Source organism: Streptomyces yongxingensis (assembly GCF_055597465.1).
This window is the reverse complement of record NZ_CM145717.1, coordinates 779,314-806,242: the sequence shown is the minus strand read 5'-3', so window position 1 is coordinate 806,242 and position 26,929 is coordinate 779,314. Positions and strand designations below refer to the sequence as shown.

At 73.2% G+C, this 26,929-nt stretch carries 16 protein-coding genes; 2 read left to right on the top strand and 14 right to left on the bottom strand.

The window, feature by feature from the left end; genetic code table 11:
- Nucleotides 1-69 precede the first annotated feature (69 nt).
- A complete protein-coding gene (locus ACZ6TD_RS03585; protein WP_471350294.1) occupies nucleotides 70-990 on the top strand; it encodes an NAD(P)/FAD-dependent oxidoreductase in 921 nt (306 codons plus the stop codon).
- Nucleotides 991-1,033: 43 nt separating this feature from the next.
- On the opposite strand, the gene ACZ6TD_RS03580 is transcribed toward ACZ6TD_RS03585, so the two are convergent.
- The 12 genes from ACZ6TD_RS03580 to rpmF form a co-directional block, all read right to left on the bottom strand.
- Entirely contained in the window at nucleotides 1,034-3,037 is a 2,004-nt protein-coding gene (locus ACZ6TD_RS03580) for a phosphopantetheine-binding protein (protein WP_471350290.1), read from the bottom strand.
- The gene (locus ACZ6TD_RS03575) at nucleotides 3,034-4,449 is read right to left on the bottom strand and encodes a class I SAM-dependent methyltransferase (protein ID WP_471350287.1); all 1,416 of its coding nucleotides are present in this window, start codon (nucleotides 4,447-4,449) and stop codon (nucleotides 3,034-3,036) included. The genes ACZ6TD_RS03580 and ACZ6TD_RS03575 overlap by 4 nt, the downstream gene beginning before the upstream one ends.
- Nucleotides 4,446-5,771, bottom strand: coding sequence for a class I SAM-dependent methyltransferase (locus tag ACZ6TD_RS03570; RefSeq protein ID WP_471350284.1), 1,326 nt, complete (start codon nucleotides 5,769-5,771; stop codon nucleotides 4,446-4,448). The genes ACZ6TD_RS03575 and ACZ6TD_RS03570 overlap by 4 nt, the downstream gene beginning before the upstream one ends.
- Before the next feature lie 80 nt (nucleotides 5,772-5,851).
- Nucleotides 5,852-7,309: an ABC transporter ATP-binding protein gene (locus ACZ6TD_RS03565; RefSeq protein ID WP_471350281.1), complete on the bottom strand. Its 1,458-nt coding sequence runs from the start codon at nucleotides 7,307-7,309 to the stop codon at nucleotides 5,852-5,854.
- Nucleotides 7,306-8,109, bottom strand: a complete 804-nt coding sequence (locus tag ACZ6TD_RS03560) for an ABC transporter permease (RefSeq protein ID WP_471350278.1) — start codon at nucleotides 8,107-8,109, stop codon at nucleotides 7,306-7,308. Before ACZ6TD_RS03560 ends, ACZ6TD_RS03565 begins: the two co-directional genes overlap by 4 nt.
- Entirely contained in the window at nucleotides 8,106-9,062 is a 957-nt protein-coding gene (locus ACZ6TD_RS03555) for an ABC transporter permease (RefSeq protein ID WP_471350274.1), read from the bottom strand. The genes ACZ6TD_RS03560 and ACZ6TD_RS03555 overlap by 4 nt, the downstream gene beginning before the upstream one ends.
- Nucleotides 9,059-10,618 (bottom strand): ABC transporter substrate-binding protein, encoded by a 1,560-nt coding sequence (locus ACZ6TD_RS03550; protein ID WP_471350270.1) that lies wholly within the window; start codon nucleotides 10,616-10,618, stop codon nucleotides 9,059-9,061. Before ACZ6TD_RS03550 ends, ACZ6TD_RS03555 begins: the two co-directional genes overlap by 4 nt.
- A gap of 28 nt (nucleotides 10,619-10,646) precedes the next feature.
- On the bottom strand, nucleotides 10,647-17,327 hold the full coding sequence (locus tag ACZ6TD_RS03545) for an SDR family NAD(P)-dependent oxidoreductase (protein ID WP_471350267.1): 6,681 nt from the start codon (nucleotides 17,325-17,327) through the stop codon (nucleotides 10,647-10,649).
- On the bottom strand, nucleotides 17,324-21,340 hold the full coding sequence (locus tag ACZ6TD_RS03540; RefSeq protein ID WP_471350261.1) for an amino acid adenylation domain-containing protein: 4,017 nt from the start codon (nucleotides 21,338-21,340) through the stop codon (nucleotides 17,324-17,326). Before ACZ6TD_RS03540 ends, ACZ6TD_RS03545 begins: the two co-directional genes overlap by 4 nt.
- A 115-nt stretch (nucleotides 21,341-21,455) precedes the next feature.
- The gene (locus ACZ6TD_RS03535) at nucleotides 21,456-22,193 is read right to left on the bottom strand and encodes a class I SAM-dependent methyltransferase (RefSeq protein ID WP_471350258.1); all 738 of its coding nucleotides are present in this window, start codon (nucleotides 22,191-22,193) and stop codon (nucleotides 21,456-21,458) included.
- Between the two features lie 102 nt (nucleotides 22,194-22,295).
- Nucleotides 22,296-23,516 carry a GTP-binding protein gene (locus tag ACZ6TD_RS03530; RefSeq protein ID WP_471350252.1) on the bottom strand — a complete coding sequence of 407 codons (1,221 nt, stop codon included), beginning with the start codon at nucleotides 23,514-23,516 and terminating at the stop codon, nucleotides 22,296-22,298.
- Between the two features lie 7 nt (nucleotides 23,517-23,523).
- Nucleotides 23,524-23,694 carry a 50S ribosomal protein L32 gene (gene rpmF / locus ACZ6TD_RS03525; protein ID WP_060944632.1) on the bottom strand — a complete coding sequence of 57 codons (171 nt, stop codon included), beginning with the start codon at nucleotides 23,692-23,694 and terminating at the stop codon, nucleotides 23,524-23,526.
- Between the two features lie 223 nt (nucleotides 23,695-23,917).
- On the opposite strand from rpmF, the gene ACZ6TD_RS03520 reads away from it, so the two are divergent.
- Nucleotides 23,918-25,096, top strand: coding sequence for a GTP-binding protein (locus ACZ6TD_RS03520; protein ID WP_471350247.1), 1,179 nt, complete (start codon nucleotides 23,918-23,920; stop codon nucleotides 25,094-25,096).
- Nucleotides 25,097-25,162: 66 nt separating this feature from the next.
- On the opposite strand, the gene ACZ6TD_RS03515 is transcribed toward ACZ6TD_RS03520, so the two are convergent.
- Together ACZ6TD_RS03515 and ACZ6TD_RS03510 are read right to left on the bottom strand one after the other, a co-directional pair.
- Nucleotides 25,163-25,882, bottom strand: coding sequence for an ATP-binding cassette domain-containing protein (locus tag ACZ6TD_RS03515; RefSeq protein ID WP_471350243.1), 720 nt, complete (start codon nucleotides 25,880-25,882; stop codon nucleotides 25,163-25,165).
- Nucleotides 25,879-26,889, bottom strand: coding sequence for an ABC transporter ATP-binding protein (locus ACZ6TD_RS03510; RefSeq protein WP_471350241.1), 1,011 nt, complete (start codon nucleotides 26,887-26,889; stop codon nucleotides 25,879-25,881). The genes ACZ6TD_RS03515 and ACZ6TD_RS03510 overlap by 4 nt, the downstream gene beginning before the upstream one ends.
- Nucleotides 26,890-26,929 lie beyond the last annotated feature (40 nt).

The following is a 26,929-nucleotide window of genomic DNA, read 5'->3' as shown; positions in this document are numbered from 1 at the left end:
GTATGAAAATGATAACTATTGTCATCTCCGGAACCGGTGAAGATGCCGGGAATCAGCGAGGAGGACGAGATGTACGACGTACTTGTGGTGGGCGGGGGCCCGGCCGGGCTCAACGCGGCCCTGGTGTCGGGTCGCCAGCGTCGGCGGGTGCTGCTGGTGGACAGCGGGAAGCCGCGTAACGCCCCCGCCGCCGAGATGCACATGTTCCTCAGCCGTGACGGCTTCTCGCCCGCGGAACTGCGCAAGCTCGGGCGTGAAGAGCTGTCGGCCTATCCCGGTGTGGAACTGCTGGAGGACGCGGTCACTTCGCTCGTGCCGACCGACGGCGGCTTCGAGGCGACGCTCTCCGGGGGAGCGACGCACCGCGCCCGCAAGGTGGTCCTGGCGACCGGTCAGGTCGACCTCACCGACGGGGTCGAAGGGCTCGCCGAGCGCTTCGGACGCGGTGTCTTCCACTGCCCGTTCTGCCACGGCTGGGAGACCCGCGGCAAGACGCTCGCCGTTCTCGGCCGGGAACTGCCGCAGGTCATGCTGGCCTTGTACGTCAGGGACCGATTCAGCGACGACGTGGTGGTCTGCACGGACGGCCACCCTGTTCCCGAGCAGGCCGCGGATAAGCTCGCCGCCGCCGGTATCGAGGTCCGCGAGACGGCCTTGTCCCGGATCGAGGGGGAGGAGGACGCCCTGCGGCTGGTCTTCGCCGACGGCGAGGTGGTGGAACGCCAGGCCGTCTACCACCGGGCGCCCACCCGCCAGCACTCCGCTCTCGCCGAGCAACTCGGTTGCACGCTGCTGCCCGACGGCTGTGTACGGGTGGACGAGTTCCAGCGGACCTCTGTCGCCGGTGTGTACGCCGCCGGGGACACCGCCCGGATGGAGGCGCTGCCCGACGCGGTGACCTTCGTGATCGCCGGGGCTGCCGACGGTGCGCGCGCGGCAGTCTGGATCGACCAGGAACTCTTCCGCGAGGACGCCGGGCTCGGAGGCTGAGGACACCCGTGGCGGGGGCCGGTCGGCCCCCGCCACAGCACGGTCACGGCCGGTCGCCTGTCCCCTCGCGGATGGCGGCGGCGAGCCCCGCCACCGTCGGACGTTCCAGGAAACGCCGGGGCGTCACCTGCGCCACGCCGTCGCGGGCGAGCGCGCCGAGCATCCGCACCGCCAGCAGCGAATCCCCGCCGAGGCCGAAGAAATCCGCGGCCCGGTCCTCCACGGAGCAGCCGAGCAGCGCGGCCCAGCGCCGGGCGATCTCCCGTTCCGTCCCGTCGCGTGGCGCACCCGCCTCGTCGGCGGTGGCCGGAGCGGGCACGGCCGGAACGGACAGCCGCCCGCCTCCGGTCTCCTCCTCCGGAGCGTCCAGGGCCTCGGGCAGCATGACCCGCGCGGACCAGCCGTCCTTGTCCACAAGGGACGTAACGATGCCCATCACGTCGTGGAACATCCGGTCCACGTCCGGTGCCGCGAAGATCTCCTCGACCAGGGAGAAGACCACCACCAACTCGTCCCGGAGCTCGAACAGCCGTACCTCCAGTGCCACCTGAGGGGTGCGCAGCTGCTGGTGGTGGCTTCGCAGGTCGATGGTGCCCAGCGGTCCAGCGCTGCGCGGGACCTCGCTGCCGAGTGCGGCGTCCACCCCCAGCGTGCTCTGGAAGACCACGGGCGCCACCGGCCGCCGGGTGCCCCGCCTGCGGCCCAGTTCCCGGGAGACTTCCACACCGGTCACCAGGTTGTGCGCCAGGGCCTCTCCGAGGTTGCGCTGGGCGTCGGCCGCGAGATCCGCGAACACCGGGGAGTCCGGCAGTGCCACCGGCATCAGGACGGTGGAGGAGAAGGCGCCCACCAGCCGCGGCACATCCGGGTGGAGCGGGAGGCGGTTCAACTGGAGGGTGTTGAGCAGGAACCGCCGGTGTCCGCAGGCGCGGGCCACCGCGGTGGAGAAGGCCGCGAACATCGCGGCGGAGGGGGTCACGCCATGCCGGGCGCACTGTTCCCGCAGCGCGGTCCAGCGCTTCGCGTCCAGTACGGCTTGCCGCGTTCCCATCAGCGTGGGTCGCACCTCGGCCGGATCGGCGGTCAGCGGCAGCGCGGGCGGAAGGGGGAAGTCGTCGAGGCGTTCCCACCACCAGTCGCGGTCGGCCCGCCACTGTTCGGTCTCCGGCAGTCCTTCCAGTGTGGTCGCGTAGTCCCCGAAGTCGACCTCCAGGGGGGCGAGGACGGCGTTGTAGTCGGAGGCGAGGGCGAACAGATCGCGGTAGAACACTCCCGAGGACCAGCCGTCGATGATCAGCAGACTGGTCGAGGAGTGCAGCCGTGCCTTTCTGCCGGGCAGCAGGGTCAGCCGCATGTCGAGGCCGCAGCCGTGCGCCGGATCCGGGCCTTCGGTGCTCATCTCCTTCCGGATCGCGTCGAGCCGTGAGGCGATCTCGTCCTCGCCCGCCGCTCTCAGATCCGTCACCCGCAGCCGCGGCATGGCCTCCGGGTCGTCCAGGGGCAGGATCTTCTGCTGTCCGTCGGGCAGCACCCGCGCACGGAGAACCGACTGGTGTTCCGCGAGGCGCTCCAGCGCGTCCTGGAGCGCCTCGCCGATCTCTTCGGAGTCGATGTCCAGCAGACCGATGTCCACGTAGTGGTGGGCCGAGCGGTAGGACAGCTCCCATCCGCCCTGCTGACCGACGAAGTACCCCTGCTGGAGCGGGAGAAGGGGGAAGGGTGCCTCGGGATCCTCGCGCCGGGTCAGTTCCAGCGGCAGCGGGCGCAGCGACCTGGTTCCGGCGCTCCGCTCCTGGATGACGACGGCCAGGTGGGCGGCGGTGTGTTCGACCCGGACGTCCGAGAGCGCCAGGGCCACCCCCAGCCGCTTGCGGATGAGGGCTGCCATGCGCACGGTCAGTACGGAGTCGCCACCGAGGCTGAGGAAGGCGGCCTCGGCCGGTACGGAGGCCACATCGGTCTCCAGCACATCGGCCCACACCGCGCGTACGGTGTCGACGAGGTCGGCGGGTGCGGTGGCCTCGGCGGTGGCGGGAGTCGTGGTCAACGGAACGCTCCGATCTCGGTGGTGGTGGCGGACGAGGGGATGAGGCGGTCCACGGCGTGGACCCGTGCGGGGCGGTGGGCCGCGGGCAGTCGGCCGGCGAGCGCGGCCGGGATACCGGCCGGGTCCGGGCGGTGGGTGCCGGGCCGGACCCGGCCCGCGAGCACCCGTTGCCCGGCGGCGGCCAGCGGGTGCTCGTCGCCCGGCAGTGCGGGCAGCGGGTCGAACCCGGCCGCGTCCAGCTGGTCGCTCCACTCCTCGGCGGTGAGGAAGACCCGGTCCTGTCCGGCGCGCAGATCGGTGAACCAGCGGTCCTCGTCGGCGGCGGGGGACATGAGCAGATACATCGAGGTGAGCGCCTGGTAGTGCTCGCGGCAGGACTCGATGAGCACCAGCAGGCCGCCTGGTTCGAGGAGTTCGCGCAGGCCGGCCAGGGCGGTGCCGATGTGGCGGGCGTTGTGCAGGACGTTGGCGGCCAGGATCACGTCCCGGGAGCCGACGGCCAGCCCTTGGCCGGCGGGGGCGGCATTGATGTCGAACAGGGCGAACCGCAGTCCCGGGTGGTCGGTGAAGGCGGATTGGGCGGGGCCGAGGAAGAACCGGGACACGTCGGTGAACAGATAGTCGAGCTCGGTGTGCGCGAGGGCGCCGAGGACGGGAAGGGTGGTGCCGCCCACCCCGGCACCCACTTCCAGGATGCGCAGCGGCCCCGGCCCGCCGCGGGCCCGCGCCTCGGCGGCGATGAGCGCCGCGGCGGCGTGGTTCGCCCACCGGCTCGGGATGTTGTCGCGGTAGTTGCCCTCGGCGGTGTCCGTCTCTCCGCCGGGGAAGAGCACATCCTGCAGCCCGGTCTCGTCCCTGAGCAGTGCCGGAAGGCGGTCGGCCGCGGCGAGGAAGAAACGCGTCATCGACGGTGGATATCCCAGGCCCCGGCACGCCTCTCGAAGGGTGCGGCGGGCCCGCGCGTACGCCGCCCGGTCCGGTGCCACCAGGTCCCGGTACCGGCCGGTCGCCGTATCGTGCCCGAGCCGCTTCTCGGCGGTCAGCGTGGCGAGCCACCGGCGGACGATCCAGGCGTGCCGCGGGGCGGTGCCCAGCGCCTCCACCGCGTGTGCGGCGTCGTGTTCCCGGCCCTGGCGGAAGAGCCTCGCCCGGTCCAGCGTCCGGGCCATGGCCAACAGCGCCACCTCGTCCAGCAGCCGGGTGAGCCGGGGCAGAGGCGTCAGGTCCCGCCCGGCCACGGAAGCGTCGCCCATGGCGATGACCTCGTCCACCGGGCCGGTGCCCGGCGCCGCGCGGCGGGTGTCCCGCTGCCGCCCGGCGACCAGCAGGGTGCCGCCCGGTGTGCCGGGGACCCACTGCCAGGCCGCGACATCGGGCAGTGTTGTCAGCGCGGCGGACAGCGGCGCGTTCACGGCGTCGCCTCCCCGGTCTCGTCCACGACGGCGATCCGGGGCGGCGTGGTGTCCGGCGCCACCCGGCGGATGTGGTCCCGCAACACCTCCGGCAGTCTGCGGCGCACGAACGCGGTCAGCGGTTCATGGGCCACCGGCCCCTGTGCGACGGGCGTGGTGGCCGCCGACGCGGCGTACGCGCAGTCGGCGGGTGCGGCGATGGCCAGCATGCGCGGGTCGTCGGCGTCGAGGAGGACGGCGGCGTCCAGACCGTGCAGGGCCCGGCGCAGGGCAAAGGGCGTGACGGCCTCCGGAGCATCGCTGAGCAGGGCGTTGGGGATGGCCGAGACAATGACCGGCCGCTGGCTCAGCGCGGCGCGCAGTGCCACCGGCAGACCCTTGCTCTGGTGGCCGGACCACCGGACCCGCCGTACGCCGTCGGCGCCGGGCACGGTCTGCGGTCGTACGCCGACATGCAGGACGAGGTCGTACCGGTAGCGGGTCAGTTCGGTGTTCAGTTCCATGGTGCGGGCGCGCACGCTCATCCGTACGGGCCTGCTGTGCGTCGCCGCCGCCGCCGCGGCCACGGCTTCGGGGGCGAAGGACAGTTCCTCGTCGGCGGCTATGGCGGCCTTCACCCGCGCGTCGAGGGTGTCCGGGTCGGACTCGGGGGACCGGGTCCGCTCCAGCCAGGTGAAGTGGTCGGTGAGCAGCCCGGAGTGTCGGATGTCGCCGACGATCACCGTGCCCGGGTCCGTGACCGCGTCCAGCGCCTCGTGTAGGACGGCCGCGAGGTAGTCGAGACTGGGGAAGCACTGGGTGACCGAGTTCAGCAGGACGCAGTCGGGGCGGACCCCCGCGCCGAAGACGGCGTCCATCGCCCGCCGCACGTCCGCGGTCCCCGCCTCGTGGGCGGCGGCGCGGACGAACGCGGTGCCGGGCAGACCGGCTCGGCTCAGCCGGTCCACCGCGGCCGGTGCCACGTCGGTGCCCACGTATCCGTCCAGCCGCGCATGGAGGCGGTGGGCCAGCAGCCCGGTGCCGCAGCCCAGCTCCAGGACGCGGCGCGGCCGCTGGGACAGCACGAGGTCGACGGTGCGGTCCAGCCAGTCCCGCATGTGCTCGGTGGGGAGGGGCAGTCCGGTGTCCGACGCCCGCCAGCCCGAGAGGTCCAGGTCGTCGGTGTGTCGGCCCTGGGCGTCCTGATACACCCAGTCGTAGACCTCGGCCCAGTGGTCGAGGCACTCGTGCAGCAGCGGCCCGGGGACGGGGCGCGCCGCCGTGGCGGACGGACGTGGCCGGACCAGGATCCGGCCGTCCGGTGCGGCGCGCGCCTCGGCCACCCACGGGTGGCCGGCGACGAGGGCAACTACCGGATCGACGGTCGCCTCAGTGGACATGAGTCTCCCTTCGTTTTGTTCGGTCATGACGTTCCTTCAGCGATGCTGGGAAGCGGATCAACCGGACCGTGGGGCACGAGCCGGCCGCCGCGCAGGTGCAGCACCTGGTCCGCGTGCCGTGCCACGGCGGGATCGTGCGTGACCGCCAGCACGGCCATGCCCTCCGCCCGGAGCCGGTCGAGCAGCTCCAGCACGACCCGCGAGGACGCCGCGTCGAGTGCCGAGGTGGGCTCGTCCAGCAGCAGGAGGTCCGGGCGGGCGGCCAGCGCCCGCGCCAGCGCGACCCGCTGCCGCTGGCCCCCGGACAGCCGGTGCGGGCGGTGGCCCGCCAGGTCCGCGGTGAGCCCGACGGCGGCCAGGAGTTCCGTCGCGGCGACGGCCGAGCCGCGTGCGTCGAGCCCGTGCAACACCCGCAGCGGGCGGGCTACCGCACGGCCCACGCGGTGTGCCGGATTGAGTTCTCCGGCGGGATGCTGGCCCACGAGCTGGACGGCCCGCAGTTCGTCACGGCGTCGGTGGTGGGCCTGTGGTGCGAGCGCACGTCCGCGCAGCAGCACCTGGCCACCGGTGGCGGGGCGGCGCCCGGCCAGGGCGTGCAGCAGGCTGGTCTTGCCGCTGCCGGATGGGCCCAGCACCGTGGTCAACTCGCCCGGCACCAGGTCGAGATCGGCGCCTTCGAGCAGCACGGCGCCGTCGGGCCGGGCCACCCGCAACCCCCGGGTGGCCAGCACCGCGCCCAAGGCACCGGGTCGCCGCTCCCCGACCCGGGGCCCAAGTGCCCTCGGGAGCGATGGAGGTGTGGCGGACGGTGAGGACAGCCGCAGCACCTGATCGGCGAGTTCACGGACCAGCGTGGGGTCGTGGGTCACCAGCACGGTGCACAGCTCCGGTACGCCGCGCCGGGCGCGTACCGCCTCGATCACCCGCCGCGCCGTGCCCCGGTCCATGGCCGAGGTGGGCTCGTCCAGCAGCAGGATGTCCGGCCCGGCGGCCAGCGCACGGGCCAGCACGACCCGCTGCGCCTGGCCGCCGGACAGCTCGCGCGCCCGCCGACGCGCGAACTCCTCACCCAGGCCGAGGAGTTGCAGGGACTCGCGAACCCCTCGCGCCCGTTCCGTACGGGGCCCGGTCAGCTCCTCGCCCACGATCCGTTCGACTCGCCACCGCGGATGGAGCGCCAGGGCCGGATCCTGGCCGACGTAGCCGCAGCGGGCTCGCCTCCAGCGGCGGCTACCGGCGCCGGGCGGAACCACACCGCCGCGCCAGCGCACCGTTCCCGCCGAGCGGCGCAGCCCGGCCGGAAGGGTGTCCAGCAGCGCGTGCAGCAGTGTGCTCTTGCCCGCCCCGGATGCCCCGGTGATGGCGAACACCTCTCCGGGGCCCACCCGCAGATCCACGCCGTCCAACAGCAGCGAGCCGTCCTCAGCACGGCACACCGTCAGGCCGCTGGCCTCCAGCAGGGCCGTGCGCTCCGCGGTCATGCCACACCCCCCATACGGCGCCCCGCGGCGCGGGCCGCCGAGGCCAGCAGCCAGGCGGCCAGGGCCAGTGGCACGGCAGGCGCGAGCAGCGCCGCGGGATTGAGCGACGCGCCCGGCAGGTTCTCGCTCAGCATCAAGGCCCAGTCCGGCGCGGGCGGCTGCGGACCGAGGCCGAGAACCGCGAGGGCGGTGGCCAACTGGAGCGCCGTGACCAGCCGCAGTCCCGCGTCGGCCGCGATCAGGCCACTCATCGCCGGAAGGAGTTCACGCACCAGGACCGTCGGCGTCCGCTCGCCGCGTTCGATGGCGGACCGTACATAGCCGCTGTCCCGCACCTCCGCACACCGGGCCCCCACCACCCGCGCGGTCAGCGGCGCACCGCTCAGCACGGAGGCGACCACGACCGCCGTGGCGCCGGACAGCGCCACGGCCAGCACCAGGGCGAGGATCAGGGCGGGAACGGCCAGCAGCAGATCGCAGACCCAGCGCACGGCCCGGCCCACCGACGCCGAGCCCCACCCCGCGACCAGCCCGAGGGCCACGCCGCACAGCAGTGCCGCGGCGGACGCGGCGAGCGAGACGGTGAGCAGCCGCGCGCCGCCGGAGACGACCCGGGAGAGTACGTCACGCCCCAGCGCGTCGGCGCCGAGCGGCAGCCTCCCGGACGGCGGCGACCACGGAACGGCCACGGGCCGCTCCGGATCGTACGGTGCGAGATGGCGCCCCAGCAGCACCAGAGCGACGAATGCCACCACCGCGCCGGGCACGGCCGGCCCCCGGTCCAGCCGCATGCGGATCATGCCGCGCCACCCGCCGTCGCGACCGGGACCGAGCGAGAACGGCCCGGCCGATGAGGGCCCGCCGTGTCCAGCAGATCGGCCACCAGCATGCCGAGCAGCACGATCACCGCGGGTATCACCGCCACGGCCTGGACGACGGAGACGTCGCGCACGGCCACCGATGAGACCAGGAGACCGCCGATGCCCGGATAGCCGTACACCGTCTCCACCAGGGCGGTCCCGGCCGTCAGCCATCCGGTCATCAGCGCCAGCACCTGCACCGAGGGCACCAGCAGGAACGGCGCCACGTGCCGGCGCAGGATCAGCCGCGCCGGCAGCCCCCGCGTCCGCGCGTCGGCGACGTGCGGCAGACGCAGCACGTCGGTGAGCGCACCGCGCAACAGGACGGTGGCGAAGGCCGCCGACGGCAGCGCCAGGGTCAGGGCGGGCAGAACCAGCGCCCGCGGCTGTGCCCAGGGTGAACTCCCGGGCGCGAGCAGCGACACGGCGGGCAGCCAGCCCAGCACCCCGGACAACACCGCGCCCAGCACGGCCGCGTACACGGCCTGCGGTACGGCGGCCAGTCCGGGCGCGAGCGCCCCGCCCCGGCCCCCGCGGAGAAACCCCACAGCCAGAGCGAGCGCGGTGAGCGCCACCGTGACGGTCAGCGTGCCGACGACGAGCGCGGCCGTCGCGGGCAGCCGCTCCGCGAGCAGATCCGCCACCGGTCTGCCGCTCGCCAACGACCGGCCCAGATCGCCCCGGACCAGGTGGCCCAGCCACCGCAGATACCGGACGGGCGCGGGCACGTCCAGTCCGAGCCGCTCCCGCTCACGTGCCACGTCCTCCGCCGACGCCCGCCCCGCGCCCCGCACGTCCCCCACGTCGCCCGGCAGGATTTCGGTGGCGGCGAAGACCACGGCCGTGGCCGCCACGGCCAGCAGCCCGGTGCGGAGGAGAGCGCGCGGGATCATTTCGCCTTCCAGGCGCGGTCGATGAACATCCGCTGGAAGCCGGGCCCGTCGGGCAGGCCGTGGACCCCGGGCGCGGCCAGGTCCAGGCCGTCTCCGGTGCCCCACACCACGTATCCGCCGTTCCGCCACAGCTCCTTTTGGATACGCGCCAGGGCGGCGTTGCGCGCCCTGGCGTCCAGCGTCCCCATGGCCTGGGTGAAACCGGTGTCGAACGTCCGGCTGCGCCACGCGGTCTCGTTGGTGGGGGAGTCGCTGAGCAGACCGACGCGCACCAGGTCGGCGAAGGAGATCCCGCCGTAGTAGCCGGTGTAGAAGTCCTTCTTGGCATAGATCCTGGTCCAGTAGGTGTCCGCGGGCTCCACCTTGACCTCGGCATCGACGCCGATGTCCGCGAGTTGCTTGGCGTACAGGGTGGCCGCGGTGTCCATGCCCGGGTAGGAGGTCGTGGTGTGCAGCGTGAGCTTCAGCCCGTGGGCGTGGCCGGCCTCCTTCAGCAGCCGTTTCGCGCGGGACACGTCCCTGGTGCGCTGCTTGAGGCCCTTGGGGTACGACGGGTCGTAGGGGGTGGGCAGGTCGTTGGCGATCCGGCCGTAGCCGAGGAAGACGGTGTCGACCAGCGCCTTGCGGTCGGCGGCGAGCCGGAACGCCTCACGGACCTTGGGGTTGTCGAACGGCTTGGCATCCAGCCGCATGATGAACGGGTACTCGGTGACGCCCTGACGGGTGACGATCCGCACCGAGGAGGAGGACTTGGCGCTCTTCGCGGCCGCCGGGCTCACACTGCCCGCGACATCCGCCTGGCCGGACGTCACGGCCGAGGCGCGGGCCTGTGGGTCGGCGACCGCGCGGATCTCGATGCGGTCCAGGTGCGGCCGCGTGCCCCACCAGTCCTTGTTCCGGGTGAGGACGGCGGTCTGGGCATTGGTCCCGACCACCCGGTAGGGGCCCGAGCCGGGCACGGGTTTGGAGAAGTCCGTGGAGCCGTCGGGCACCACGAAGCTGATGGATTCCAGCGCCTTGGGCGCCTCGGCCATCGGGGCGCGGGTGGCGAGCACCACCGTGTGGTCGTCGGGGGCGGTGGAGGACTTCAGGTCGAAGTCGGCCAGTCGCCCGTAGTTCTCGGCGGCCTTCTCGGCGATCCGGGTCAGCGAGTACAGCACGTCCTTGGCGCGTACCGGCCGTCCATCGGTGAACTCGGCGTTCTCGCGCAGCCGGAACGTCCACCGGTCGAGGGCCTTGTTCGGCTTCCAGGACACGGCGAGTCGTGGCCGCGGCTCGCCGTTCCCGCCCGGGACCGTGAGCACGTCGTAGGTGAGGGCGAAGCGCATGACGTCGGATTCATTGCCGAGCCCGCCGTGGGGGTCGTCGCTCGCGGTGGCGGGGGAGCCCGCGACCACGTAGCGCAGGGTTCCGCCGTCGACGGGCCGCGCGGAGGCGTCGTCGGGTGTGCCGGGCCCGGCGTCGGAGCCGCATCCGGCAAGTAGCAGGGACGCGGCCGAGGCGAGGGCGAGGAAGGCGGTCCGTGGCCCGCGTCTGGACAGGGGGGAGTTGTGCATGGTCCGTCCGATCGAAGAGGCGGATGAGTCAGCGGGAGGGGAGGACCGCGAGTGCCCGGTCCAGCAAGGAGACGATCGTTTTCACGGCGTCGCCGGTGAGCAGCGAGTAGTGGTGACCCTCGACGACGGCCTCCTCGACGGGGCCCGCCGCATGGGGCCGCCAGCCGAGGGCGGGCAGGTCGCAGGCGTCGTCGACGCCCATGCCCACCGCCGCGTTGCGGGGGGACGGCTGGGAGGCCCGTACGAGCAACAGCCGGGTATCCGGGTCGGACAGGTGCCCGGCGCGGTGGTCACCCAGCGCGCGCAGATGCCGTTCGAAGACGGCCAGCCGTGTGTCGGCGGTGTCCCTCGGGCCGACCAGCCCGGCCCGGCGCATCCGCTCGGTGACCGTGGCGCGGATTTCGTCGTGGGAGAGCCCGAGCAGGTCGGTCCCGCCGTCCGGTCCGAGCTCCGGGACGAGATCCATCTCGAGGAACGCCTCCAGCGAGTGCAGATAGCGGAGCGCGGCGATGGCGGTGTCCTGGCGGGGGTCGGCTCCGCCCAGCGGCCTGATCCGGTCCGGCGTATTGGAGTCGATCATCACGAGGAGGTCGGTGCGCTCCCCACGCCGCTCCAGCGCGCAGGCCATCTCATGGGCCACGGTGCCGCCCATGGACCAGCCACCGAGCAGGTACGGCCCGTGCGGCTGGTAGGCGCGCACGGCCGACAGGTAGCGGTCGGCCATCGCCGGGATGTCCGCCGGGCCGGTGCCACCGGTCAGCGCGGGGTCGGTGAGGGCCACCAGCGGCCGGCCGTCCTCCAGCAGCCGGGCGATGTCGCCGTAGCAGAGCACGTCGCCGCCGGACGGATGCATGAGGAACAGCGGGCGGCCGCCGTCGCCGTCGCGCAGCAACAGCGCTGTCTCGCCCGGGTCCTCCCGGACCACGGCCGCGGCCGGAAGCCGTGGCGTGACAACCGGGCGTGGATCGCGAGCCATGTCCCATGCCGGGGAATCGGTGGCCAGCCGCCGCACCGCGGCGACGTATCCGGCGAACGCCCGGTCCGCCTCCTCGGCGGGCAGCACACTCTCCAGGACGTCCCACTGCAGCAGCAGTGCGCCGTGCTGCTCGATCACCTGGTGGTCCAGCCAGGTCTGCGGGGTGCTGCTCGCCCCGTACACGGGGGTGCCCGCCCAGTCCAGGTCGTGTCCGCCGGCCAGTGGGCCATCGAGCCCCAGGGCGCTGGTGAAGACCACGGGCACGGACGCGGTGCGTCCCTCGCCGGCGGACTTCTCCGCCAGCAGGTCCAGGGCGGAGAACTCGCGGTGGTCCAGGTCGCGGAAGAGCGTGCGCTGGGCCTGGGCGGCGTCGTCGGCGAAGCTGCCGGGCCGGGTGCGGTCCACCTCGTGGAGCATCAGGGAGGTGAAGTCCCCGACCACCAGGTCGACATCCCGGTGCACCTCCGGCCGGTCGAACAGCGTCAGCGTGATGGCGAACCGCCCCTGCCCCGACCACGCCGCCAGCGCGTCCGCGTAGGCCGCGAGCAGGACCGCGGTGGGGGTGAGGCCGCGCCGCGCCGCCTCGGTCTTGAGCGCCTGCCACTGGTCGGGCTCCAGCCGGGCGGCGCGCCGGGTGAAGCGGGGCCGAGTCGTGGGCGCGGCCGGTGTCTCCGGTTCCGGGCGGCGTACGGGGAGGTCCGGTGCGCCAGGCAGGGTGTCGAGCCTGGCCCGCCAGTAGGCGGCGGCCCGCTCCCACGCCGGGCCCCGCCCGCGTTCCTCCAGGGCGGCGACGCAGTCGGCGAACGTCGTCCCGATGGCCGGGAGCCGCGCGCCGGGGTCCTCGTACAGGGTGCGCAACTCGCGGTCCCAGACCAGGAAGCTGGCGGTGTCGCAGACGAGCACGTCCACATTGAGGAAGAGCCGTATGACCCCGCCGGGCAGTCGCGCGGCGCGGATGTCCACCAGGGGCCACCGGCCGGGCCGGGGCTCGCGGTTGACCATGGCTTCCCGGATGCGGGCGAGCTTGTCGGCGCGTGCCTCTTCGTCGAGTCCGGAGAGGTCCCGGACGCGGATGCGGTAGCGGGGTACCCGGTCGAGAATCCGGTTCCGGCCCTCGGGGGTGACGATCGCGCGCAGCATCGGGTGGCGGGCGATCACGCGGTTCCAGGCGTCCTCGTAACGGGCCATGTCCAGGCCGGGGCAGTCGTGTTCCAGATGGAACGAGCAGGGGACATCGCCCAGCCGGTAGCCGCCCGATCCGCCGACCCAGTAGGCGTGCTGCACCCGAGTGAGCGGGAACTCCCGCGGCCCGTCGGCGCCGTGCTCGGCACCGCGTGCGGTATCGGGTCCGGTCGCGACGGGTCGCGGGAGCGGTACCGGGGTCCCTTCGTCCGGCACCAGCTCCGCCAGCGCGGCGACGGTCGGCCGCGACAGCAGGTCCTGGAGCCGCAGTTCGACGCCGTGCTCGTCGCGGAGCCGGGCCAGCATCCGGGTGGCCAGCAGGGAATGGCCGCCGAGAGCGAAGAAGTCCGCGTCCCGGTCGCGGACCGGGAACCCCAGCAGCTCCGACCACAGCCCGGCCATCGTCTCTTCCGCACCGCCCCGAGGAGCGCTGCCGCTGTCGGCCTCCTCCCGTGACGCTCCATCCCTCCCTGGCCGCTGTTCCCGGGCCGGGGCACCGGAGGTGCGCGCGTTCAGGTCGGCGGGGGAGACGGCCACCCAGGCGGGGGCCCGGCCGCCGGCGGCCAGGGCGAGGAGCCGGTCCACCGAGCGCATGCCGTCCCGCAGGCCGATCGAGTGCCGTGCGGCCACGGTCCGTTCGCCCCCGTCCGGCCCGACCCGCCAGGCATCCCAGGCGACACTGATCCAGCGGGTGTGACCGTCCTCCCGCGCCAGCCGCTCGGCCAGCGCGTCCAGATAGCGGTTCGCGGCGGCGTACGGCGCGATGCCCAGGCCGCCGACGACGGTCGTCGCCGACGACATCAGCAGGACCGTGGTGGGACGCCGCCCCTCGGGCAGATCCTCCAGCGCCGCGCGCAGCGCCTCGGCGCCCGCGACCTTGGCCCGCGCGTGCGCGCGCACCACCTCGGGGCCGACGGATCGCAGCGGCGCCACCTCCGCCGACGCCACCACGCCCGCGCCGTGCACGACGAGATCGACACCGCCGTGCCGCTCGGCCACCTCCCGCAGCAGTGCCGCGGTGGCCGCCCGGTCCCCGGCGTCCACCGCCTGTACCTCGACCGGCAGCCCGCGGTCCCTCAGCCGTGCCACCGTGGCGCACTTTTCCGCCTCCCGGCTGCCCGGCGCGGGGTCGGGCGTCAGCCCGGTGCGCCCGGTGACCACCACACGCCATCCGGCCTCCGCCAGGTGTCCGGCCATGGCCAGGCCGACATCCCCCAGCCCGCCGATCAGTACGGCGGTGCCCGGTGCCGCACCGTCGCGTCCCTTGGGGAGCCGGGGCTGCCACGGGGTCAGGGAGCGTATCCAGCGGTGCTTGCCGCGCAGTGCGGTCTCCAGCCCGTTCCGTCCCCCGTACGACAGGTCCGCCACTTCCTCGATGACGGCCCGGCCGCATGTCGCGGGCTCCTCCTCGGCCGGGAGGTCGAGGGCACGCCACCGCAGTCCGGGGAACTCCTGGGCCAGTACGCGCGGGACGGCCGTGGCCGCCGCTCCGCCGGGGTCGGGGCGGTCGGCGCTCTCGACCTGCTGGGCCGCCCGGCTGACGTGCAGCAGGCACGCCTGGTCGGCCCATCCGGCGGTGAGCCGGGCCACTTCGGCGTGGCGCAGCACACCGTCGGCCGCCCGGTCGGCGGGGGCGCCGCCGGTGCCGGACAGGTCGAGCACGATCACGCCCGCGCAGGGGACCGTGGGATCGGCGGCCACATCGGCGGCGCTGACCGGCGTCGCCCCCGCCTCGGCCAGTGCCGTGCGTACCGCATCGCCGACCGGGTGGTCCGTGGGACCGTCGAGCAGCCAACGGCCCTGGAGCGAGGGCGTGTCGTCCAGCGCCGGCGCGCGGCGCCAGGACGGTACGTGGAACGGCTCGTCCTCGTCCGGTCCGCCCGCCTCCGCCGGGTCCGGCACGGCTTGTGGCGCGGGCGGATCCACCCACAGTCTGCGGCGTGCGAACGGGTGGCCCGGCAGGATGACGCGCCGCCGGCCGGGCCGGTGCAGGGCCTCGGCGTCGAGCGGGGCACCACGGGTCCACAGCTCGCCCGCCGCGGCCAGCAGCGCCGCCCGTTCACCGCCGGTGTCCTCCTGACCCGGGAACGTGGCGAGGGTGGCGACGAGGTTCGGCGACCGATGACCGCGGGCGAATTGCAGCAGTCCGCTCCCGGGCCCGGTCTGCACGAGGACGGTGGGACCGTCCGTCAGCAGGGCCGTGAGCGCGTCGGAGAAGCGGATCGGGGACCGCAGGTGGGACACCCAGTGGTCCGCGCCGGGCGGGCCGTCGAGGTGCCGTCCGGTGAGCGTGGAGATCAGGGGAACACGGGGCGCCCGCGCGTCCACTCCCGATGCGGCGGCCCGCAGCTCGGGCAGGACGGGATCGACGAGCCGGGAGTGGGCGGCGGCGGTCAGACGCACCCGCGCGACGCGCACTCCCCCGGCGGACAGCTGAGCCTCCACCGCGGCCACCGCGGCTTCGGGGCCGGAGACCACACAGGACTCCGGGGCGTTCACGGCGGCCAGGTCCAACTCGGGGTGGGCCGCCAGCAGGGCGGTGACCTCCTTCTCCGTGAGCGGCACGGTGAGCATCGCACCGCCCCCGGCGGTACGGGACATGCCCCGGGAGCGGACCTTCACCAACGCGGCCGCGTCGGCCGTGCTCAGTGCCCCGGCCACCACCGCGGCGGCGTACTCGCCGACGCTGTGCCCGACCACCGCGTCCGGCCGCAGCCCCCACGCGTGCAGCACACGCGCGGTGGCGAGGGAGACGGTGAACAGCGCCGGGAAACCGTACGCGGGATCGCGGACGAGCCGTACGGCCTCCTCGTCGTCGCGGTCGGCCAGGAGCAGATCGGCCAACGGGGGAGCGCCGTCGCCGTCGAACAGGGCGGCGCACTCCTCGACGGTCTGGGCGAACACCGGCTCGTCCCCGAGAAGTTCGCGCCCCATCCCCGGGTACGGAGCGCCGCCGCCGGGGAAGGCCAGCACGATCCTGGGGACCGGGGCCGCCGCCGCATGGTGTTGTGCGGTCCGCAGCGCGCGGCCGTCGTCGGAGGGGTTGCCCGTGACGACCGCCGCGGCACGGTGCGGCAGTGGCGTACGACCGGTGTGCAGGGTGAACGAGGCGTCCGCCACCGGCAGGTCGCCCGCCGTGTGCAGGGCGTCCGCGGTCTGGGCCACGGTGCGTGCCAGGGCGTCGTCGCCGTGCGCGGACAGCAGCATCAGCTGCGGTCGCGGATCGGGTTCGGTCGCCGGGCGCGGGGGTGCGCTGCCGAGCACCACATGGCAGTTGGTGCCGCCTATGCCGAAGGAGCTGACGCCGGCGTAACGCGACCCGGGCCATTCCGTCGTTCGGTCGACGACCGAGAACGGCGAATCGTCCAGTTCGAGGTCGGGGTTGAGCGGTGTGGCGTCGAGGGAGGCGGGGAGGACGCCGTGGTGGAGGGCGAGCACGGTCTTGGCGAATCCGGCGATCCCGGCCGCCGAGTTCGCGTGGCCGATGTTGCTCTTCACCGAGCCGAGGGCGCACCAGGCGGGACCCTTCTGTCCGAACACCCGGCGCAGGGCGGTGAGTTCTACGAGATCACCGAGCCGGGTCGCCGTACCGTGCGCCTCGACATAGCTCACCTGGCGCGGTTCCAGGCCGGCCACGTGGAGTGCTTCGGAGACGACCCGGGCCTGGCCGCGTGGCGAGGGTGCGGTGAAACCCGTCTTGTCGGCGCCGTCGTTGTTGACGGCGGAGCCGCACACCACCGCCAGCACCGGATCGCCGTCGGCGAGGGCGTCGTCCAGCCGGCGCAGTACGGCGACGCCCACGCCCTGCGTGTGGACGATTCCGGTGCCGTCGGCGGAGAACGTACGCACCCGTCCGTCGGCGGAGAAGATGCCGTCGGGCACATGCAGATACCCCAGCCCCTGGGGGACGATCAGGGAGACACCCCCGGCGAGCGCGGTGTCGCACTCGCCGGACAGCAGTGACTGCACGGCCAGGTGCACGGCGACCAGCGAGGTGGAGCAGGTGCTGCCGACCGCGACCGCCGGCCCGGTCAGGTTCAGGCGGTGTGCCACGTGCAGGGGCAGGTAGTCGGGCACCGTGGCCATCGCCGTCTGGAGGCTTCCGACCGGGTCCGTGGCCGCGGCGTTGTAGCGGTGGGCGAGGTTGCGCATCAGATAGTCGCTGTGGGCCGAGCCGGCGAACACGCCGACGGCTCCCGCGCCGGTGCCGCCGCCGTGGCCGGCCCGTTCCAGGGCGCGCCAGCACGCTTCCAGGAACAGCCGTTGCTGCGGGTCCATGAGAGCGGCCTCGGAGTCGCCGATCCCGAAGGGGGCGGGGTCGAATTGGTCCTGGCCGTGGATGACCCCGCCGACCGGCACATAGGCGGGATGCGTGCGCAGCCGGCGCGGCACACCCCGGTCGGCGAGTTCGTGTTCGGTGTGCCGGGTGAGGCCGTGGCGTGCGGAGACCAGCAGTTCCCAGAACGCCTCGGTGTCGGGGGCGCCGGGGAACCGGCAGTCGAGCGCGGTGACGGCTATGAGCGGCTCGCCGGAGCCGGACGCTTCGGTCATCGGCCGGCCTCCTGGGCATGGGCGCGGGCGGCGACCCGTGAGGAACGGCGCGTGGATACGAGGGCGGCGGGCGTTTCCGCGCGGGCTGTTCCGTCCGGGATCCGCAGGCCGGTGATGTGGGCGGCGAGGGATGCCACCGTGGCGTGTTCGAACATGTCGGCCAGGGCGAGTCGTGGAGCGACGCTCTCGCGCAGCCTGCGGTGCGTGAGGACGAGCGTGAGCGACGTCGCACCCAACGCGGTGAAGGTGCTGTCCGCCCCGACCGGACCGCCGGTCAGGTCGGCCAGGATGGCCGTGATGGCGTCGGTCACGGCGGGGTCGGCGTCGCGTGCCGGTGAGGTCCGGCCGCTCATGGAGGGGGATCGACCGGCTGTCGTAGTACGGGGCGGCGTGCTGGTGCCGTTCGGGTTCGCGGGCCGAGCCGGGAGGGCGATCTGTACCAGGCCGTCTGAGGAGAAACGTTCCTCCCATGCCGGGGTGCCATCGCCCACCAGCTCCCGCATCCGCTCCAGCCACCGTGCCGACGCGGCCAGCGCCTCGGCCGGGGCGAGCCGTCCGGGCCGTACGACGAGCCCGGTCTCCAGCCCGAGCGCCGCCGCTTCCGCGACCGCCACCTCGGCCCATGTCGCGACGGGCGCGGGGCCGGTTTCGGTCGTCGGCGCGGCGGGTGCGGCAGGCGCCGCGGCTCCGGAGGCCGTGGCGGACGCGGACGCGGGGGCGGCGGTGCCGGGTAGCGTCCGCGGGGGAGAGACGGGGGCCGACGCACCGTCGTTCGCGGGCTCCTCGCCGGTCCGGTAGGGATTGGTGAGCGCCGTATGGTCGATCTTGCCGTTGGCCGTGACGGGCAGCGCGTCGAGGACGACGAACCGGCTCGGGACCATGTAGTCGGGCAGCCGTTCGCTCAGCGCCCGGGCGAGTTCGCCGTCCGGAGGCGCGGTGTGCGACCTCCTCGGCGCCAGATACGCCACCAGGCGCGGGCGGTCGTCCGGGCCGGGGACCGAGGACACCACGCACTGCCGGATGGCCGGGTGGCGGCTCAAGACGGCCTCGATCTCGCCCAGTTCGATGCGGTGGCCGCGGACCTTCACCTGGCGGTCGGCGCGTCCCAGGAACTCGATCGTGCCGTCGGTGCGCCACTGCCCGAGGTCCCCGGTGCGGTACAGACGTGTCCCCAGGACGGGATGGGGGGCGAAACGGGCGGCGGTCTGCTCAGGGTCTCCGATGTAGCCGTGGGCCAAGCCGTCGCCGCCGATGAACAGCTCGCCCGGCTCCCCGACCGGGCAGGGTCCGCCCCGCTCGTCGAGGATGTGAAAGGACTGGGCGCGCAGGGCCCGGCCGTAGGGGATGCTGCGCCACTGGGGGTCGACTTCGCCGATGGGGTACGTGATGGACCAGATGGACGCCTCGGTGGCCCCGCCCAGGCTCATGATCCGGGCCTGGGGCGCGAGTCGGCGCAGCCGGTCGGGAAGGGTGAGGGGGATCCAGTCGCCCGAGAGCATGACCAACCGCAGGTCGGCCAGGGCCGTCGTGGCCGCCTCCGGTTCGATCTCGGCGTACTCGACGAGCATTTCCAGGAGCGCGGGCGCGGTGTTCCAGACGGTGACGTGATGGCGGTCGGCGAGTTCGAGCCAGTGCTGCGGGTCGCGCTGCCGGGCGGGGTCGGGCAGGACCAGCGAACCACCCGCCCCGAGAACCGCGTAGATGTCGAAGACGGACAGGTCGAAGCTGAGCGCGGAGAGCGCCAGGACACGGTCCTCGGCGTCGATGCCGAAACGGTCGACCACGTCGTCGATGGTGGTGCGGGCGGCCCGGTGCTGGATCTCCACGCCCTTGGGAGTGCCGCTGGAACCCGAGGTGAAGATGGTGTAGGCCGTGCAGTCCGGGGCCGGGCGCGCGGTTTCGTCCGGTCGGTCGGCCTCCTCCGCTTCCCGCTGGGCCCGAGGCCGGCCCGCCGCGGTGAGGCCGTGTACGGTGACCCCCTCGGGCCAGCGGGCACGCACGCCCCGGCCGACGAGGGCATGCCGTATCCCGGCCCGTGCGCAGACCGCGGCGACGCGGGCCTCGGGCCAGGACGGCTCGATGGGCAGATAGCCCGCGCCGCAGGAGTTGACGGCCAGCACGGCGGCGATCTGGGCGGGGCCCTTCTCGCAGGCGACCGCGACCAGGTCGCCGGGCCCGACGCCCCGTGCGATGAGCAGGGCGGCGGTAGCGGCGGCGTTCTGGGCGAGACGGCCGTGTGTCGTCGTACCGCTGCCGCTGATCAGGGCCGGTCGCTCGGGGGCACGGCGGGCGGCGGCCGCGGCCGGGTCGTGCAGCAGCGGTCCCGCGTCGGGGAACGGGGTGACGTCGAGCGGTTCCGGCGGGAGCACGAACGGGTCCCAGGCCAGGCCCGGATCCTTCCATCCGGTCGCGTCCGTCAGGCGGCGCAGAAGCCGTACGAAGGAGGCCAGCATGGAGCGGACGTAGTCCGGGGGGAACGCGTCGTCGACGGCGTCCCAGGCGATCCGCAGGGCTCCGCCTTCGTCCCGGACGATGTGGTCGAGCAGCACCTGCGGGGTCTGAGAGACGCCGAAGACCTCCTCACCGATCCACGCCGCCGCCGGCTCGGCTTCGCCGGACAGGCCCACGCCGCTGGTGAAGACGATGGGGTAGGGCGGCGTCTCCCGCGCGTGACCGAGGTCCCGCAGGACCTCCACGCCCGAGACCGAGCGGTGGTCCAGGTCCTCCCAGAAACGGTGGTTGAGGTCAGCGGCGTACGCGGCGAACCCGGACCATGAGGCAGGGTCGAAATGCGGTGTGGCGACCAGTGCCGTGGTGGTGAAGTCGCCTACGATCCGCTCGATGCCCTCGGGCTCGTCAGGGCGGTCGAACAGCGTGGTGTTGAGACAGACCCGCTCCCCGGCGCCCCACCGGCCGAGGATGACGGCGAAGGCGGCCAGCAGCGCCGCGGTCGGGGTGACGCCGTGCTCGGAGCACCGGGCGCGCAACTCCTGCCACTCGGCCGCGTCGAGCCCGTCGGCGTGCCGGGTGAACCGGGGAGGTTCGGTGGCGGCGGGGTCGCGGACCACCGGCAGGCGCGGCGCGGGCGGCAGGTCCGCGGCGCGCGCCGCCCAGTAGGCCCGGTCCCGTTCACGTCGGGCGGCCCATTCCGGGGAGGCGGCCCGGCCGCGGAGCAGAGCGGCGAAGTCGGTGGGCGGCTCCGCGAGTTGCTGAGCGGGGTCGGCGACGAGCCGCCCCCACTGACGTATGAGCAGCATCCAGCCCGCCATGTCCGTGACCAGCACGTCCATGCCCACATGGAGGCGGGTGCGGCCGTCGGGCAGGAACGCCGCGTGGAGGTCGAACAGCGGCCACTGCCCGGCGGGGCGCACCTGGTGGGAGCGCTCGTGCCGCAGGGCGGCGAGAGCCTCGGCTACCTGGGCCGGGGACGCGTCGCGCAGGTCGGTGACGCCGATGCGGTACGGACCGGGAGAGGGCAGAGTGCGCTGCCGGCCGCGGTCGTCCACGACCATGCGCAGCATCGGGTGGTGCTCGACCAGGCGGTTCCAGGCTGTTTCGAGCCCCGCCACGTCCACGACCGGATCACCCGCCGGGGGAAGGCGGTCGTACTCGTAGTAATAGAAGGTGGCGACTCCGCCGAGCGCGAATCCTTCCTCCCGGCCGACCAGGTAGGACTCCTGAATGGGAGTCAGAGGGAAGGGCTCGGCCGTCGGCTGCGGCGCCGAAGTCGGTGCCGCAGCCGGATCGCCGTCAGGAGCTCGGCCCTCGGCCCGCTCCGACAGCCGCGCCGCGAGGTCCTTCGCTGCCGCGTTCCCCAGGAAAGCGGTCAACGGCAGGTCGTGACCGGTACGTTCGCGAAGTCTGCGGCGCAGCCGCACGGCGGTGAACGACTCCAGCCCCAGGGTCGTCAGCGGGGTCTCCGGAGCGATGTGGGCCGGTTGAGTGCCGAGGACCTCGGCGATGCAGTCGGTGACGTGCTCGAGTGCGGAGTCGGTACATGCAGGCTGGCTCATCCGGTCTCCGTTGTCGCTAGAGAAGGGGGAGTCCCCCTGTTCCCGCAGAGGAGCGGAGGGGACACTAGAGAAGCTAAATGAAAATGATTATCGTATCAACTCTGAATCCCGGGTCTTACGACGCCAAGGAAGCGGCATACAGGCCGAGATCGGCTTGGCCGGCCGGGCGCAGGGACAGCCCGTGCTCGGCGAGTTCCCGGGTCAGTCCCGGTTCGTCCAGCACCCACCAGGCGTAATCCACCGTCACTTCGGACAGCGGTCGTCCCCGCCGCAGGGTGCGGTAGGTCATGTGCCAGGTGATCTGGCGGTCGCCGCTGGGTTCGGCGCTCGCCCAGCCTTCGTAGGTGAGGTCTCCCACGGTGAGGTTCGCCATCAGGGACGGTGGGACGTGGGCGGGGGCGGTCGGCGGGGCGAGGTTGAGGAGGATGCGGCTCCCGGGGGCCAGGCGTGGGGCAATCCTTGCCCACAACTCCTGCCGCTGGTCGGGCGGAAGGTGGCCAATCATGTTCATGGCCAGCAAGGCGCGGATGCGGTCGGGGAGTGGGCTGTTCAGGGCGTCGCCCGCGTCCACGGTGACGCGTCGGCGCAGCCGCGTGTCCTCGTGGATCCGGGCGAGCAGGACCGCCCGTAGTGACGGGGACGGTTCGACGGCCAGGACCGGGGAGTCATCCGGGAGAGCGGCGCACACGGCGCGGACGCCCCTCCCTGAACCGGCGCCCAGATCGACGATCGTTCCCTCGATGGCTTCGACACCTCTCAACTCGTCGGCCAGTGCGGGGCCGAAGGCATTCCAGGCATCGGCGATCATGATGTCGATGTACTCGGCCGACCGTTCGTAAGGGTCGTTCATCATGGCTCCTCGGCGGAAAGCGGTGGTGGATCAATGTGCGGGGTGGACCGGACCCGGCCCACCCCGCACGTGGCGCCGCTCGGGGCCTGCCGGGTGTGCTGAGTTTCAGGGCACCGGTACGGGTTCGGCCTCGTGTGGACCGTGCTCGTGGTCGCACGTCTCGTCGAGGCCGTAGGTCTCCCAGGCGGGGAAGGGGTCGTGCCAGGCCGACCAGTCCCGAGCGCCCAGCGCGTGTTCCTCGTCGGTGAGCAGGCATGCGGACAGTGCTTGGTGCAGGGCGGCGGGGCGCAGTCCGGTGCCGATGAAGACGAGTTCCTGGCCGTGCGCGGCGGCTTCTTCGGCCTCGCCGTGGCCCTCGCGTGCTCCGGAGGGTTCGAACCGGGCGACGGCGCCGGCCTGCGACCACAGACCGGTCACCCGCGGGCGGGTGGCCAGCCAGAAGAAGCCCTTGGAGCGCAGGACGCTGCCGTAGGCCCCGGTGTCCAGGTCCGTGGTGACGAAGTCCCACAGTCGGGCGGGGTGGAAGGGCCGGGTGGCACGGAAGACGGTGCTGGAGATGCCGTACTCCTCGGTCTCCGGTATGTGGTCGCCGTTGAGCTCCCTCACCCAGCCGGGGGCCTGCTGGGCGCGTTCGAGGTCGAAGCGGCCGGTGCCGAGCACGTCCGCCGGTTCCACCCGGCCGTGGGTGGCGGGTACGAGGCGGGCGGCCGGGTTGAGCCGGGACAGTGCCGCCGCCAGCCGTTCGGCGGTCTCGGGGGTGACCAGGTCGAGCTTGTTGAGGACGATGACGTCGGCGAACTCGACCTGGTCCATGAGGAGGTCGCTGACGGTGCGCTCGTCGTCCTCGTACTGATCCAGACCCCGCTCGACGAGCTCGTCACCCCCGGTCAGCTCCGGCAGGAAGTTCGCGGCGTCGACGACGGTGACCATGGTGTCGAGGCGCGCGACCTCGCCCAGAGTGGCGCCGTCGTCGCGGGGGAAGGCGAAGGTCGCGGCGACGGGCATGGGCTCGGAGATGCCGCTGGACTCGATGAGGAGATAGTCGAACCGCCCCTCCCGCGCGAGCCGGTCCACCTCCTCGAGCAGGTCGTCGCGCAGGGTGCAGCAGATGCAGCCGTTCGTCATCTCGACCAGGCGCTCTTCGGTACGGGAGAGGGCCGCGTCGCCGTCGCGGACGAGTGCGGCGTCGATGTTCACCTCGCTCATGTCATTGACGATGACGGCGACCCGTAGCCCGTCGCGGTTGTTGAGGAGGTGGTTGAGGAGGGTGGTCTTGCCGGATCCCAGGAATCCCGACAGGACCGTCACCGGCAGTTGATCGGCCATGGCGCGGTCAGTCCTCGGGGTGCAGCAGACCGCGCCGGTAGGCGGGGACGAGCCGTCGCGGCACCTGGTGTTCGCGGCCGTCGATGGTGATGGTCACCAGCTCCGGCGTGCTCGCCTTCCACTGCGCGCGGCGGTGGCGGGTGTTGCTCCGGGACATCTTCCGCTTGGGCACGGCCATGTCGTACGGGTCCTTTCCTGGTCGGTGTTGTTCCCGCGACCGTACATGAAAATGAGTACCGTTTCCATGTAGTGTGCTGGCTGCTGTGAGGTCGTCGCTGAGGAGGAGAAGTGCCGCCGTTGGTGATGTTGCGGGTACGCAGGACTGCTTATGCGCTCGTCACTGCCATCGGACGGGGGCAGGGGTGAGGGCCGGGGGGAGGGGGCGCGACCTGCTGGGCGTGGTGTCCGGCAACACCCCTGAAGCGCGAGGCCGCGTTCTGGACCTGCTGCGGCGTGCCTCGCCCGACGCGCTGGTGCTCTCTGTCTCGGTCCACGCGGACGCGGCGGGGCGGTACCCCTTCGTGCAGCGCTTTGCCGTGGGTGGTGATGAACGGCAGCGGGCCTCGTTGTCTCAAGTGGCCACGGGTGACCCGGCGGTGATCGTTCGCCAGGATCTGGGTGCCATTGCCGGGGCCGCCCCGTGCCCGCATGTCGTGCTGGCGCTCCCTGACAACATTGACGCCCTGCCGTTCCTGGCCGAGCTGTGGCGGAGCCCGCTGGGAAGGACTCCGCTGTCGGATTACTACGATCTCGCGCCCCTCGCCGTCGGCGTCGACCCCGGCCGGCTGCTGAGCGACCTGCGCTGTGTGCACCGCGCCGCTCACCTCTTCGGTGACCATCCGCGGGCTGTCCCCCTTACGCTCGCCGAGGCCGCGGCCCGGCAAGTGGAGGCTGCCCAGGTGATGGTCCTGGGGGATGGCGGAGCGGAGGACGACGGCCGCCTTGACGGCTCCCGTGCGCTGCTCGCCCATCTCAACCCATCCGCGCTGGTCCTCCTCGATGGGGAAGAACGCGACAGCGCCTCGCTGGCGCCTTTGATACGGCCCGGTTCCGGGTGGGCCGCGGCCGGGCCGGCCGACCGGCTCGACGTCATCGCCCCCGCCGTACGCCGCCGTGGCACCGACCGCGGCGTGGCCTCGGTGCTGTGGCGGTCCCGGCGCCCGTTGCACCCCCAGCGGCTGGCGGAGACCCTGCCCCAGGTCATGCCCGCGGTGGTGCGCGGCCGCGGGTACCTGTGGGTGGCCACCCAGCCGGACGCGGTCATCTCCTGGCGCTCGGCCGGCCGTCATCTCGAACTGCGGCAGGCGGGGAGCTGGCTGGAGGACGGGGATGCGGGCGCGTGGCGTGCCGCGTCGCCCGAGCGTCGAACCCTGGCCGCGTGGCACTGGGATCACCACTACGGCGAGCGTCGCAACGAGATCGTGTTCATCGGAGCGGAACTGGACGAGGACCGGCTGCGGGCCGCGCTGGACGCCGCCGTACTTGACGACCGTGAGCTGGCACTCGGCGCCGACCGCTGGGCCGGCCTGCCCGATCCGCTGCTCGGCACCGCGACCCGGGACCCGGGGGCTGAACCGTAGGTGGAGTGCGTCCGGCTCATGGCCGGATGCCCCCACTGACGAGGTGGTCCCCACCGGGCGTGATGCCTATGCAGGAGGGCCACCGAGCGCGGTGAGGTCCAGCTCGCGGGCGGGGCGGGTCTCGACGATCCGGCCTTGGCGCATGATCGCGACGCGGTGTGCGAAGTGGCGTACGAGTGCCAGGTCGTGGCAGATGAACAGATACGCGAGCCCGCAGTCCTCTTGAAGGGCGGTGAGCAGATTCAGCACCCCGGCGCGCACCGACGGGTCGAGTGCCGAGACCGGCTCGTCCAGGACCAGCAGGCGTGGCTTTCCCGTCAGCGCCCGCGCGATTCCGACGCGCTGGCACTGTCCGCCGGACAGTTCGTGCGGCAGTCGGCCGCCCAGCGAGACGTCGAGGCCGACCGTCTTCATCAGCTCCTCGATCCGGCCGGGTGCCGGTGCCCTTCCCCGGACGCGCAGGGGCTCGGCGATCGCGTCGCGGACCCTCAGGCGCGGGCTGAGCGAGCCGTAGGGGTCCTGGAAGACCGGCTGGAACCGTGGCCGCAGCGGACGTAGCTCCCGCTCCCGCAGGCCGGTGAGCTCCCGTCCCTCGAAACGTACGCTCCCACCATCCGGGCGGCGTAGCGCCAGCGTGGCCAGAGCGGTGGAGGATTTGCCGCAGCCGGAGGCACCGACCAGGGCGAGTGTCTCGCCCGCGTGGATCTCGAAGGAGACCTTGTCGACGGCAGTGTGCCGGCCGTAGCGGACGACGAGGTCGGTCACCTTCAGCAGCGGGTCGGTCATGCCGCCGCCTTCCGCGAGAAGAGTGCGGTCGCCGGTACGGGGAGATCCATCGAGCGGTGGCACGCGGCCAGTTGCCCAGGCTCCCCGGACTCGGCCAGCGCGGGCTCATGGCCGTCGCACTCCTGCCCGGCCAGCGGGCAGCGCGGTGCGAAGGCGCAGCCGCGCGGAAGGTCGGTCGGCGATGGCGGTGTCCCGTCGATCGACGGCAGCCGCCGGTCCGCCGGGTCCACCTCGGCGGGTGGCAGGGAGGCGATCAGGCCGGCGGTGTAGGGGGCCCGGGGTGCGCGGAACACCGGCTCCACCGGGCCCGATTCCACGGCCCGGCCGGCGTACATCACCAGGACCCGGTCCGCGTTCCGCGCGACGATCCGCAGGTCATGGGTGATCAGCACCAGCGCCGCGCCGGTGGCCTCGCACGCTGTCGCCAGCACGTCCAGAACCTGGGCCTCGATCGCCGGGTCCAGCGCGGTCGTCGGTTCATCGGCGATGACCACCTCCGGCTCGTTCACCATCGCCATCGCGATCACCGCGCGCTGTCGCATTCCGCCCGAGAACTCGTGCGGATACGCCCGCGCGCGCCGCGCGGCGTCCGCGATGCCCACCCGGTCCAGGGCCGCTACGGCGCGGGCCCGGGCCTCCTCGCGGGAGGTCTTGGCGACGGACCGCACGGCTGCGGCGATCTGCTCGCCGATCGTGTGCACCGGGCTGAGCACGGTCAGCGCGTCCTGCGGCACGAACGCCATCCGGCGGCCCCACACGTCCGCGCGGGGTTTTCCGAGGAGTTCGCGCCCGCGCAGCCGCACGCTGCCGGTGACGCGGGCCCCGGGTGGTGGCATCCCGAGGACCGCCCGCGCTGTCAGGGACTTTCCGGCTCCCGACTCCCCGACGAGCGCGAGGACTTCGCCCTCGTCCACCTCGAACGACAACCCGCGCACGGCGGGTATGACGTGGCCCCTGTCCCTCAAGGTCACACGAAGGTCGCGTACGGAAAGGAGTGGTTCGGGCATGGGATGTCACCTTCGATGCGGAGGGTGCGGATCGGATGCG